This window comes from Synechococcus sp. Nb3U1 (assembly GCF_021533835.1).
Lineage (GTDB): Bacteria > Cyanobacteriota > Cyanobacteriia > Thermostichales > Thermostichaceae > Thermostichus.
In genome coordinates, this window is record NZ_JAKFYQ010000001.1 from 888,280 (window position 1) to 900,499 (window position 12,220).

9 protein-coding genes are annotated in these 12,220 nt (G+C 57.2%); 8 read left to right on the forward strand and 1 reads right to left on the reverse strand.

Annotation, left to right across the window (positions count from 1 at the left end; all coding sequences use genetic code 11):
* Nucleotides 1-378 precede the first annotated feature (378 nt).
* Both L1047_RS04080 and L1047_RS04085 read left to right on the forward strand, forming a co-directional pair.
* Nucleotides 379-639, forward strand: coding sequence for a helix-turn-helix domain-containing protein (locus L1047_RS04080; RefSeq protein WP_235277538.1), 261 nt, complete (start codon nucleotides 379-381; stop codon nucleotides 637-639).
* Between the two features lie 322 nt (nucleotides 640-961).
* Nucleotides 962-1,324 (forward strand): hypothetical protein, encoded by a 363-nt coding sequence (locus L1047_RS04085; RefSeq protein ID WP_235277539.1) that lies wholly within the window; start codon nucleotides 962-964, stop codon nucleotides 1,322-1,324.
* Between the two features lie 193 nt (nucleotides 1,325-1,517).
* On the opposite strand, the gene L1047_RS04090 is transcribed toward L1047_RS04085, so the two are convergent.
* Complete coding sequence (locus L1047_RS04090) at nucleotides 1,518-3,287, reverse strand: phospholipase D-like domain-containing protein (RefSeq protein ID WP_235277540.1); 1,770 nt, start codon at nucleotides 3,285-3,287, stop codon at nucleotides 1,518-1,520.
* Between the two features lie 169 nt (nucleotides 3,288-3,456).
* Between L1047_RS04090 and L1047_RS04095 the strand changes: the two genes are divergently transcribed.
* From L1047_RS04095 to L1047_RS04120, 6 genes are all read left to right on the forward strand, one after another.
* A complete protein-coding gene (locus L1047_RS04095) occupies nucleotides 3,457-4,008 on the forward strand; it encodes a fasciclin domain-containing protein (protein WP_328286026.1) in 552 nt (183 codons plus the stop codon).
* Nucleotides 4,009-4,105: 97 nt separating this feature from the next.
* Entirely contained in the window at nucleotides 4,106-4,327 is a 222-nt protein-coding gene (locus L1047_RS04100) for a hypothetical protein (protein WP_235277541.1), read from the forward strand.
* Between the two features lie 66 nt (nucleotides 4,328-4,393).
* The gene (gene menA, locus L1047_RS04105; protein ID WP_235277542.1) at nucleotides 4,394-5,335 is read left to right on the forward strand and encodes a 2-carboxy-1,4-naphthoquinone phytyltransferase; all 942 of its coding nucleotides are present in this window, start codon (nucleotides 4,394-4,396) and stop codon (nucleotides 5,333-5,335) included.
* 150 nt (nucleotides 5,336-5,485) lie between these two features.
* Nucleotides 5,486-7,345 carry an LptA/OstA family protein gene (locus L1047_RS04110; protein WP_235277543.1) on the forward strand — a complete coding sequence of 620 codons (1,860 nt, stop codon included), beginning with the start codon at nucleotides 5,486-5,488 and terminating at the stop codon, nucleotides 7,343-7,345.
* Nucleotides 7,346-7,423: 78 nt separating this feature from the next.
* On the forward strand, nucleotides 7,424-8,629 hold the full coding sequence (locus L1047_RS04115; protein ID WP_235277544.1) for an LptF/LptG family permease: 1,206 nt from the start codon (nucleotides 7,424-7,426) through the stop codon (nucleotides 8,627-8,629).
* On the forward strand, nucleotides 8,611-12,180 hold the full coding sequence (locus L1047_RS04120) for a hypothetical protein (protein WP_235277546.1): 3,570 nt from the start codon (nucleotides 8,611-8,613) through the stop codon (nucleotides 12,178-12,180). Before L1047_RS04115 ends, L1047_RS04120 begins: the two co-directional genes overlap by 19 nt.
* The last annotated feature ends 40 nt before the right edge of the window (nucleotides 12,181-12,220 follow it).

Here is a 12,220-nt window from a genome sequence, read left to right on the forward strand (position 1 = left end):
GACGCGAAAAAGCCACAGTCAGGGGAGGAGAGAACTTCACCTACCAGTCTAGGAAAGTTTCTTCTGCTGCCGCGAGCGAAAATCGATCATGCCCTTTTTTTGCCCAGGGATTTCTTGGAAACAGACAGAGCCTCAAGCGGGATCCAATTCTAGAAGTGGCTATCAGAAGTTGGTTATCTCCGAAAAAACCGGTAAGCGATTTTCGATCAAGCCTTGTTGTAGGATTGTATTTAGGCAAGCAAATACCACACCACAACCTCAGAGCGATTCATATGCATCTGGGGCAGAAGTCTTTGCCAGCCCAAGCTATCATGCAAAGCTTGGCAGGTCGTTGGCCCTCTCAGCTTAGCTAAAGAATCTTTACAATCCTTCGCTCCCATGGAGTTCAACCCCGACCAGAACTCTCCCTCGGCCAATTTGATTGGGGAACGGGTGCGCTGGGTGCGTGAGCGGCTGCAACTCACCCAAGATCAGCTGGCGGGTCGCTTGGCTAAGTACGGAGTGCAGTTGGACTACGTCAAGATCGGCCAGGTGGAAAAGGGGAAACGGCGGGTGATCGATAAAGAATTGGTGGCCTTTGCCAAAGCACTGGGGGTCTCCGTGACCTGGCTCCTCAGTGGGGATGAATCCCATCTGTAATGGGTCTCAGAGGGAGAACCCAGGGAAGATCTCCTTAGAACAGCCGGGATCCTTGGCGAAAACACGTAAATATTTTGAATTTTTTGGATACACTAGTTGCTAATTTCCGTATTTATACTGTAAGCTTGGCCTATCTCAAGCTTGGTTTTAGCTTTTCTCGAGCTTGCTCCACCGCAGACCTTTGGGGCAGATACCTTTGATCTCCCGCGACTACGGAATTTTCTCAAAAGCGATCCCGATCACCGACTTCTTCATCTAAGCTTGATACTGTCGATTTTCTGTCAAGGCCACTGCACCCCAACCGCCTCTGCGAGGTTTATCGATGTTCTCCTTCTTCAAGTCCAACGACTCCAATAATCGACAAACTGGATCCCACCGCACTCCCGCCTCCAGTAAAACCACCGGTACGCAGCGGATCCCGAATTACAACCGCATGTCTGCCCCTCATGAGGTGCTCAAGCAGGAAAAGCAGCTTAAGCGGGAACAGGAGTTTACCGAAATGGAGCGCTCCATCAACCGCATCCACTACTTTTTCCAAAAGGCGGATATGCCGCTGGAGATGCGGCAGGTGATGACCTACCGCAAGCTGATGGAGCTAGATTATTTCACCCCGCAAGCGGCCAAAGAGCTGATCCGCCAGTGGCAACAGCAAGAAGAGCAAGACCAAGAACGCCGTCGGGCTTGATCGAGGGAGTTGCTCCTCGCTGTGGCATTTTGTGGCCCCTAAGGTGCGGGAGGTTACTGAGATTTAGTCCTTCGCTTTGTAGCTAGCGTTAGCGGGATGGGCGTTAGGAATACGACCCGACGGCTCCCTCCCCGAGTTCAGCCAAGCTGTTTTGAGCGCATTTCCTCGGATCCCAGTCTTTTCGAGACAAGAACTACCAGCTCACCTGCTCCCGCAACTGTTCTAGACGAGCCGGGCCAATGCCATTCACCCGCTGCAGATCCTCCAAAGAAGAAAAGGGACGGGCCTCGATGATGCGCTGAGCAATCGCCGGGCCAATGCCGGGCAACTGTTCCAATTCCGCGGCTGTGGCCGTATTGATGTTGATACGTGCGGATCCTGCCGGTTGAGCGGCGGGGGTGATGGCCACCGGGGGGGCAGTCGGTTGTGGCTCTGGAATCCCCTCCACTTCTAGCTCCAGATCCGGCTCCGGCAAAGCAGCTGTGGCGGGTACAGGGTTGGGGCAGAGGCGGGATCCCTCTTCGGCCCGTTGTTGTAGGCGGCGGCTAGGGCCAAAGCGGGCATCAGTGATCAGTCGGTCGAACTCGCGCACAAAGTGATCTACCACCTGGCTGTTGCGGATGATCAACAGGTTCTCGTCATTGGTGTGGTTGGCCGCCACCGACCAATTGTGGGATCCCGTGATCACCGTGGCGCTAGGAGTACCAGGGTCGATAATGCCGAACTTGTGGTGTAGTTTATCGGTACGGGCCAGATTGGGCACCCCTACCAACTGAGCGGGCATCGTCCAGGGCAAACGCACCGGATCCACCGTGCAGTTTTCCCCAGGCAGCAGCAGCCCCCACATTTCTAGGGTGCGGCTGTAATCCCGAAAGGCAAAACCAGGGTCGAACACGCCGCGAATTTCCACATTGCGCTCCCGGCGCAGTTGCTTCATCTGGTTGGCAATGCCTTGATCGGTGAAGACAAACAGGGCCAGATCCACCTGTTGCTGCGCTTGGGCTAAAGTGGCGGCGATGATGCCGTTGGAGGTGGCTTCGTAGGGTAGAGAACGGCTGCTGGGGGAAAAATGCACCCCCACGATCGCATCGGCAATAAAGACGGTTTCTAGCGGTCGTCTGGGCTTTTGCACTCCGAACAGGCTGTCGGGCAAACCGCCGGGGCCATCCCCCCACAAGACGTTGAATTCATCGGTGTAGATGCGGGCTAGCTCGGGACTGTCCAGGAGCACCATGTGGTTGGCATTGCCAACACTGCCGGGAGAATCAAAATCGCCGTGGATATCAGAAAGGGTGAAATTGGCGGATCCCATCAACACTTTTTGCCCGTCAATGACAACAAACTTGTGGTGCATCAGACCACTCCCCTTAGAGCCGTCGGCGGTGTCATCCAGCCAGGGCACGTTGCCCCGATCCAACACCGCATACACATCCCGTGTGGCGATCTCCTCTTGCGAAAATTGCCCATCCCGGTTCACATCTACCAGGTTGCGATACTCCTCAAATTTGCCTCGGCTGCGCTCATCTAGCGCCTGGACTTGGCTAGGGGTGAGCTCATGCCAGGCCCGCACGTAGGAGTTTTCAGTAATAAAACGCACAGGGATCCCGGCCTGGCGACGTTCCACCAAAGCTTGGGCGATCAGGGGCAGGTTCAATTCTTGGACGGCAATATCGACGGAGTTTTGGGCCGAGCGAATCTGCGACACGATCAGGTCTTCCAGGTTGTAGCCGTAGCGATAGATCTGTCGATAGGGATCCCGGTAAGTGCTTTCGCGGCTTTGGTTAAACTCCACTCGAATGCGCGGATGTTGGGGCAGGGCGGCAAGGGTGGGCAGATCTGGATCCCGTTCGTAGGGTCTAGGCCTAGGGCCGACCCAGTAGCCAATCACCACCAAGACAAGAAGCAATGCTACCCAGGGCAACCAACGGCGAATTTGCCGTAACCAGGAAGGGATCCCGTTCATCGTTCCACCTGCCAAGCCTGTCACACCAACACCATATCGCCTCAAAGCAGAGCTTTCGAGTAGCCGGTGTTGCGGCAACAGTACCCCGAGAATTCCCTTCTCCCCCTTTGTAATTCCCAAGCTTGCTTTTTAAAATTGGGGCGAACATTTCAATTGATTAAATTTAATCATGATTCGTAAATTTTCTCTGGCTGGGTTGGCCATCCTCGCCGCTGCGCTGCTGGCTGCCTGCGGAAGTTCTAGTGGCGACACGGCGGTGTCTCCTCCTTCCCCTCCGCCCACCGTATCTCCCAGCCCTACTCCTGCTCCGTCAGATATTGTTACGATTGCTGCCGGTAATCCCGACTTCAGCACTTTGGTCACCGCCTTGCAGGCCGCAGATTTGGTTGGGGCACTCCAAGCAGAAGGCCCCTTCACGGTCTTTGCCCCCACCAACGATGCTTTTGCTGCTTTGCCCGAAGGAACTGTAGAGAGTCTGCTCCTGCCAGAAAATCAGGCTGAATTGGTACGCATTCTCACCTATCACGTTGTGCCTGCTGCCGCCCCATCCAGCGCGCTCAGCTCTGGCCAGCAGGTGACCACCTTAGAGGGATCCCCTGTGACTGTCACCATTGAAAATGGCGTGATCAAAATCAACGACGCGACGGTAATCACCCCCGATATCGAGGCGGCCAATGGCATTATCCACGTCATTGATGCGGTGCTGATTCCACCCCAGTAGGGGCATAGCGCATCATAAGATTTATAAGATTCTGTAGATCAGATCTATCAAATCTAGTAGGTCTAGTAGATCCAGCGGTTTTGGGGAGGAACCCATCATGGAACGGCCCAAATGGGTAGCGGTTGTCACAGGGATCCTGGCGATTGCGCTGGGGGTGGGCTATCTGCTGTTGGTACAGCTCCTGGATTATCGCGGGGGTGAATTTCTGCCCGCGCCGCTGGATCCGCTTGCCGTTATGAGAGGGGGATTCAGGCTCTCGGAGAGTTTGATTCCCTCTGGCTGGCAAGGATCCTTCAAACTCCACGGCTTTCTGAGTTGAAGCACTCTACTGTATAGAACAGGTAGAGATTTGCTCATACAGCCAGAACCGCCAAGGAGAACTCGCATGGATCTCGGTGCTAGCCCAGTGCAACCTTCCGAACAGGCTTCCTGGAGCGGCCCCTCGCGCAAACAACTGTGGATAGCCGCCATCAAGCCTCCCATGTACAGTGTGGCGATCATGCCGATTTGGGTGGGATCCGCCATTGCCTATGCTCAGGTGGGGGCGATGGATTGGCGGGTTTTGGCGGTATTTTTGGGGGCTGCCATCTGCATTTTGGCCTGGATCAACATCAGCAATGATGTCTTCGATGCACAAACGGGTATCGACAAAAACAAGCATCACTCGCTGGTGAATCTGACGGGTAAGCCGGAGCAGGTGTTTTGGGTGGGCAACGCTTTCTTAGCCCTCGGCCTACTGGGAATCCTATGGCTGAGCTGGCGGCAATCGGATCCGACGGTGCTGGTGCTGGTGTTGATCGCCTGTGGGCTGGGGTATGCCTACCAAGGGCCACCCTTGCGTCTGGGCTATCAGGGCATTGGGGAGATCCTCTGCTTTTTCAGCTTTGGACCATTGGCGGTTCTGGCCGCCCACTACAGCCAAATTCAAACCTGGTCGCTGACGGGGCTAGCGGCTTCTTTGGTGGTGGGGATGGTCACCAGTTTGATCTTGTTTTGTTCCCATTTTCATCAGGTTCAGGATGATCTGGCCTCCGGCAAGCGCTCGCCGGTGGTGCGGCTGGGGACCCTGCGCTCGGCTCGCCTTATCCCCTGGATCTGTGGCAGCATTTTTGGGTTGACGGCGATCTTTGTGGGTTTGGGGATATTTCCGGTTTGGACGTTGCTCAGCTTGGCGGGGATCCCCTTTGCGGTGCAGCTGTCGCGGTTGTTGGGTACCTATCATGACCAGCCGCAGCGAATTAGCCAATCGAAGTTCATCGCTGTCGCTCTGCACTTTTGGGTGGGGCTATTTCTGGGGTTGGGGTTTATGCTGAGTCGCCTTGGCTGAGTCGCCGGTTCGAGCCCAAGCCGACAGGTGTGCGGGGGATCCCCCGGATGCTACTGGGAAATTTAAGATAAGCTACAGCCTAGTGTGCCGGAGCGGGGTATCGGCTCCAGCGCAGGTTAGGGGTTGAGGTGAGAGAGCAGCGAGAACAGCATGCGGCGATTATTCAATTCCAACCTGATCGTGGCCCTGTTGGGGAGCGGGATCCTGGCTGCTTTGATTGGCTGGGCTTTGTTCATCGATATCGAAGAAGTGAAGGTGGAGGCGCCTCCCGTCGAGCAGCCGGCCTCCGTTAGCCGCAGGGTGGATATTCTCGGTCGTCGGGGAGGCTATCAGCGTTGGCGGTTGATCGCCGAACAGGTGGACTCGGCAACAGGCCAGCAGGTGTTTGAGCAGGGGGCGCACGGGTACTTTTACGGGGAACCTGCCCCCCAGCGCCAGGGAGAGCCGGATCCCTTTTTTGATAGCAGCGAACAAATGACCTGGCGAGCCAACCAAGCCCGCTACAATGCCACCGCTGATGAACTTCACCTGCAGGAAGATGTCCGGGTGCAGAGTGATGATGGCAGCCTGCTTCTGACTAGCGCCCTAAAAGTGACCCCCGAAGAGCGCATCGAAGTGCCGGCAGAGTTCACCCTTAAGGGGCAGGAAATGGTGCTGCATGGCCGCTCCGGCTCCTTTAACTTTCAATTTGCCCTCCTCAGTGCCCAACAGGGCAAGCTGATCGTGTTGCCCCCCGATAGCCCTGCGGCCACCCAAATTGCCATGGCTGATCCTGCTAGCGCCCCCCAATGGTTAGCCAGTGCTGCTGCGGATCCCGGCTCCACTACCATCACTGCTGACCAGATCACCTACGACCGCACCAACCAAGTGGCCCAGGGGGAAGGCAACCTGCTCATTCAAGAAAGTGGCATCGAGATTCGCGCCCCTCAGGGCACCTACCTACGCCAGCAGGCCCAAAGTATTTTGTCCGGAGGGGTGGTGTTGCAGGAGTTGGCCAGCGATGGCGATCGGGATCCGCTGCTGGCGGATCTGGCGTTGGCCCAGGCTTCTCCCAACCCCGAATCCACTCAAGATCAACAAGATCAGGAGGTGACGATCATCGCCGACCGCCTCACCTACGACCGCAACACCCAAATTGCTCAAGGGGAAGGCAACCTGGAGATCCAACAGGGGGAAACCCTCATCGAGTCCGCCCAGGGCACCTACCGCCGCCGCGAATCCCAGAGCATTTTGACAGGGGGGGTCACCCTACGAGAACCGGGCCGGGTGCTGACTTCCGCCCGCCTAGAGGGCAACCACCGCGACAAGATCTTCTTCTTTGAGGAAGACGTGCTCTACCAGCAGATGGCCGCTGCCACCCCCACCCCAGAAGGGGGATCCCTGACGAATGAGCTGAGGCAGGCGGAAACTGAAGTGCGAGCTGCCCGTTTGGTCTACAATTCCCGCACCGAAACCTCGGAGTTTAGCGATGCCGTGGAGTTTATTCAGCGGGGACGTAAAGCCAGGGCGATGCAAGCCACGATTACGCCTGAGATGGTGGAGTTGAGTGGGGATGTGCTGATTGAGCAAATTGAGGGGGATTGGCTGGCGCAGCGCCTTCAAAATCCAGAGACTCAGGCGGATGTAGATCAACCCACGGTGATCTATGCGGATCGGGTGGAGATCGACCAGGCCAGCAGCGATGCCCGCTTTTTTGGCAATGTGGTGATCGTGCAGGCCAATCGGGCCATTGAAGGAGATCGCGCCGATTACTTTGATCAAGAACAGATTTTCAAAATCACCGCCGAACGGGATCCCGTTGTCCTCTGCGATCGGGGTGATATGAACCCAATCCCGCGCGGCAGTACCGAAGCCTTACCCGGTCGGAATGCGTTGGATCAGATGTGTCGAGGTGCCAACCGCCTCAGCGGTAAGTGGGTCACCCTCGATATGGATCGGGATGAATACACCGTCGAAGGAGATGAGGCGCAGCAGGGGATGTTTCAATTTCGCATCACCGATTCCCTCTAAAGTACCCAGCCGGGGATCCGCTCTGGGGTGTCAGGGGCTGGGGGTGTTGGGAAGGCTGACTGAAGTTGTGGAGGTGAGATGACCACCCAATATGCCGATAGCGCGCCGCGCTCCACAGAACCCGATCCCAAACCCCGTACCGCCCCTCCCCGGAGAGGCGGTTTTTGGGGATCCCTGCAGTTGGGGGCAGGCTTTTTGGAGCTGTACCTTTTCAAGGAGATGATTCGCCCCTTCTTTCTGGGGGTGGCGGGGGGCACCGTAATGATGCTGGGCAACCAGCTATTCATTTATGCCGATCTATTAGTGAAAAAGGGTGCTCCTCCGCTAACAATTTTGCACATTCTCATCCTCAATCTGCCCGCTATCCTGGTGGTGACCTTCCCGATTGCCGGCCTATTTGCCACCCTGCTAACCCTCGGCAAAATGGGAGCCGACAGCGAGATCATCGCCCTGCGTGCCGCCGGGATCCCTTATCGCAAAGTGTTTATTCCGGTGCTCTGTATTGGGTTGCTGGTGAGTGGTTTGGCCCTGTTTACCAACGAAGTGATTGTGCCCCAGACCAACCAGAAGGTGAAAACCCTGAACAAGAATCTGATCTTGGCTCAGGATGCCATCCTGTTTAACCCGGAAGAGATCGTGCGGGTAGATGATGACCTCTGGTTTCATGTCGGCTCCATCGACCCCGAAACCGGCTTGATGCGGGATTTGGTGATTTTGGATCGCAAAGCGGAAACTGGGCATTTGCGCTACCCGCAGGTGATTTCTGCCCAAACGGCCCAACAAGTGGGGCAATCTTGGCAACTGCGGGACGTGGTGGTGCGTCGTTATGACCAGCAGGGGCGTACCTACTACGAGGGCCAAGTAGAAGAAATGGAGCTGAACATCGTCAATAAACTGGTGGGCCTGATCTACGCCGAAAAGGTGCCCCAAGAACAACGGGCTGGAGAGTTATGGGATCAGTGCCAGCGCTACCGACAGGAACAGCGCCCCTCTGCAGATGTCGCCCGCTGCCTGACGGAATATCACCTCAAGTTCGCCATTCCCTTGGCCAGTTTCTTCGCTGTCCTAGTGGCGGCCCCCTTGGGTCTGCAAACGGTGCGGCAAACCGGACGCTACGGAGGCGTGGCGCTAGCGATTGTTCTGGTGTTTATTTACTATGTACTGATGAGCCTGGGGCGAGCGATGGGTCGAGTGGAGCATATCGATCCTTGGCTAGCGGCCTGGTTGCCGAATATGATTTTCGGTGGGGTAGGCTTTTCTTTACTGTGGCGGTTTTTACGGTGAAATCCTGCAACTTCCCAGATGGCTTTGGCTCTTGGGCGAGAACCGCCTGGTTGGCCTTGTGTTGTAGCGGATCCCTTTGGTTGGTGATGGGGGAGGCGGTTTTTGCGCAGCTGGAGCCCCTACCCACCGAGATGGAGGGCTATCAGCGGTTTTGGGCCATGCAAACCCCCGCCCAACGCCTACAACTGGCCCGCCGGGATCCCCGCCCAGAACCCACCGCCCCCTCGGGTGCAAGCTTGTTGGGAGATCCCCTGACTCTGGCGGAGGCGCAACAGCCCAGCCAGGCTGGTGCTCCCTCGATTTCCTCCACCGTTGCCTCTGCTTCTGCATCCCCTCTAGCGACCGCTGGGATCCCGGATGCTTCGCCACCACCCATCACGGCCCCAACGAGTTCCTCCTATTCTCAAGAGCAAGAAACGGCTCCTGCCACAGCCCTCACCTCGGAAGAGCTGAACCGGCAGCGCATCCAACGTCTGTTGGCGGAAGGGGCGGCAGCCCATGCCCAACGACAAGCACAACAGGCCACAACCCCGCCAACGGCGGGGCGGGTTCAGGCGACACCTAATCCCCCAGCTCCGACCCTGACCTCGACTCAGCCCCCACAACCCACGACTTCCCAAGCTTCCGCCCTGCGGGTGGAAGAGCAACCCTGGCTGCGCTCCAACGATGGGTTGGAGCCATTCACCCCCGGTTCCTCCTCCTCCGAGACCGTGGCCGTCGGCAAACCCGAGGAGAACGCCAGTGAAGAAGAGGAGTTGGGTCGGATCCCGTCTTTCCCGGAAACGGCCCCGCTGTTGATTTCGCAGGCGGGTGGAGAGCTGGGGCTGAGGGGTATGCTCTCCCAGGGATCCCCTTTGGATCCGGAGCTGGTAGAAAACTTCCCCCTGCTACAGAAGGGATCCCCGTCCTCCATCGAAGCAGAACCTGAAACAGAAGCATCAACAGAAACATTGACCTCTACCTCGGGTTTGTCTCTGGCTCCAGAACTGCTAGAGCGTTTCCCTCTTTTGAGAACCTTGGGAGCTGAAGCGGATTCCCCCTCCTCAGATCTGCAGGCGGCGCTCCCCCCCACTCCAGATCTGCCCGGATCCAGCAGCCAAGGATCCCAGATTCGCCAGCAACTGTCGGCCACCGCCACCGCCCAACGACAAATCCCCCTCGATCCGGATCAAATCAACGTCAATGGGGATGTGCTCAGCTACATCGCCGAAGAGGATCTGGGCATCGTCGAGGGGAACGCCCTGATCCAGCTTTCCGATGGCACCCGCATTACCGGCAACCGGCTGTTGTTTTATCGGCGAGAACGGCGCTTGCGCAGCGATGGCCCCTTCCTCATGGAGCAGCCCCCTGGCCCGCAAGGACGCGGGATACGCCAAATTCAAGGGGAAAACCTGGATCTGGATATCCCTAGCCGTACCGCCCAATTTGAAACCTCGCTGGTGATCCTGCCGGGGGAAGAGCCGGGGACGAAAGTTTTTGTGCGCAGCGAAGAGACCACCGCCCTTTTGGGGGATCAGATCTTCTTCGAGAAGGCCACCATCACCACCTCGCCAGAGCCGCCCATTACCCACTACGTGCAGGGGGATCGGGTGGAGGTGTTCCCGGATGACCGGGTGATGGTCTACGACGCGCGCATGTTTGCTGGTGGGGAGCTTACCGAGCAGGGCGATCTGCAGGCGGGCACCCAGATCGCCTACTTTCCGCTGTTTGTGTATAGCTTGCGAGATCACCAGTGGATTCTGCCCGGGCAAAGCGAAACGGAAGGGGTGTTCGTCAAGTCCAGCTGGGCCTATCGCTTCGATGAGTACAACTTCGGCGGCTTGCGGGTGGATGCCATCCAGAAAAAAGGCTTGGGGGTGGGCTTCCTGCACGACTACATTCTGCCCATCACCGACAGCGTCAACTATGGGCGGGCCCAATTTTATTTGGTCACAGAAGCGGATCAACAGCGGATGTCCAGTCGCTTCCGGGTGGATCACAACTTCAACTTTTACGCCGCCACGATTTTTGGCCAAGCGGGGCAACTGCGGGGTCAGCTCAACCTCAACCTGGACAACACCTACCGTCCGGCGGGGGGGCGTAACGATAACGCCGATTTACGCCTCAACTCCACCTTCCAGGGGGATCTTTCCACCACCACCCTGAACATCAGCCGCACCGGATCCCAGGAGCGGGGCACCTACAGCTTTCCTCTTACCCTCAGCCACAACCAACGCTACGGGGGCGTGCACTGGCTGCAATCGGACTTGCGGCTGGACTACAACCAGCGGGTGAGCATTCAAGATGGCCCCGACTTTGCCGATGCCCGTCTGACTTTGGGTACGCAACTAACCCCGCCCGGCTGGGGAGGTAGCTACCGCCTCAATTACCGCGCCTACAGCAGCTCCAATGGCGACAACGAGCCACGCCGCAACTTCGAGTTGGCCTTCAACCCCGACCTAATCCGCATCACCCCCGATATCTCCCTCACCAATGCCCTCACCCTGACCCAGGAGCAACAACCAGATCGAGAAGTGGGATCCGGCCTCAACTTTTTTAATCGCTACGAGCTGCGCTCCAGCCTGCGGTTTAACGACATTCAACCGGCCCGTTGGGTGACAGTTATACCCGGCTCCATCGACTACAGCCAGGTACTCTACTCCACCCCCGACCAGGAATCCACCGTCAGTCTCAACCCCCGCCTTAGCCTCAGGCCTGCCGACTGGAACACCATCGATCTGCGCTATAGCCGCACCTTCTACGGCAACAACTCCGTGCCCTTTCAGACCCTTTCCACCAGCCCCAAAGATGTGGATCGCATCAACGCCAACATCAGCTTCTTTACCCCCCGCGATCTCCTGCCCAACGTGCCACCTGGCTACATTGCCTTTGAAGATGACCTGCCTGGTGAGCTGCCGATAGCCCTGACGTTCCCTGATGATACACAAGAAGATTTGGAGGCGATCGCCACCCGGAACCTGCAGGAATTGCAGGCGGAGGTGAAAAATCTGCTGCGTCTGGACACCACCGCCGGCTACGACTTCATCAACCAAAAGTGGGATGTAGTCAACGCCAACTTCACCTGGAACACCACCCCCGATCTGTTCAACATTCAGTTGCAAACCGCCTATGACCTGAACGAAGGGGAACTGCGGCCAGTCCGCCTACAATATCGGGGACGTAGCAGTACCACCTTCAACCGGGATCAGCGCTCCGGTTTGGATGTGTATGAGCCAGGGATCAGCTATTCCTTGCAAGCTGTCTACGACCCCAAACTGGGTGAGATTTCCACCTACGGGGTGGATCTAGATGCCACTATCGGCACGCAATGGCAAAATCACTGGCGGTTCCGATTGGGCCTGACGGAAGAAGGGATCCGCCGTGTGGAAGTACGTCGTGATCTGCGGGATTTTGAGTTGCGCTTAGCCTACGATCCGACAGCAGAAATGCTGCGTTTGGAAGGGATCCTGGTAGCCTTCCCCAGTCGCCCGGTGGGTCTGACCCAAGAGCGAGGAGATTTTCTCCTGACTACCCCTGGCGGCGCCTTTAGTTTGGATGATTTGGGGCGCTGAGCATCAGGTGAGATGAGAAGTGGTATTTCTGCCAAGGTTC

What these genes read in the sequence shown, in the direction of transcription:
- L1047_RS04080 (WP_235277538.1), top strand. Translation starts at nt 379, where the DNA reads ATGGAGTTCAACCCCGACCAGAACTCTCCCTCGGCCAATTTGATTGGG.
- L1047_RS04085 (WP_235277539.1), top strand. Translation starts at nt 962, where the DNA reads ATGTTCTCCTTCTTCAAGTCCAACGACTCCAATAATCGACAAACTGGA.
- L1047_RS04090 (WP_235277540.1), bottom strand. Translation starts at nt 3,287, where the DNA reads ATGAACGGGATCCCTTCCTGGTTACGGCAAATTCGCCGTTGGTTGCCC.
- L1047_RS04095 (WP_328286026.1), top strand. Translation starts at nt 3,457, where the DNA reads ATGATTCGTAAATTTTCTCTGGCTGGGTTGGCCATCCTCGCCGCTGCG.
- L1047_RS04100 (WP_235277541.1), top strand. Translation starts at nt 4,106, where the DNA reads ATGGAACGGCCCAAATGGGTAGCGGTTGTCACAGGGATCCTGGCGATT.
- menA (WP_235277542.1), top strand. Translation starts at nt 4,394, where the DNA reads ATGGATCTCGGTGCTAGCCCAGTGCAACCTTCCGAACAGGCTTCCTGG.
- L1047_RS04110 (WP_235277543.1), top strand. Translation starts at nt 5,486, where the DNA reads ATGCGGCGATTATTCAATTCCAACCTGATCGTGGCCCTGTTGGGGAGC.
- L1047_RS04115 (WP_235277544.1), top strand. Translation starts at nt 7,424, where the DNA reads ATGACCACCCAATATGCCGATAGCGCGCCGCGCTCCACAGAACCCGAT.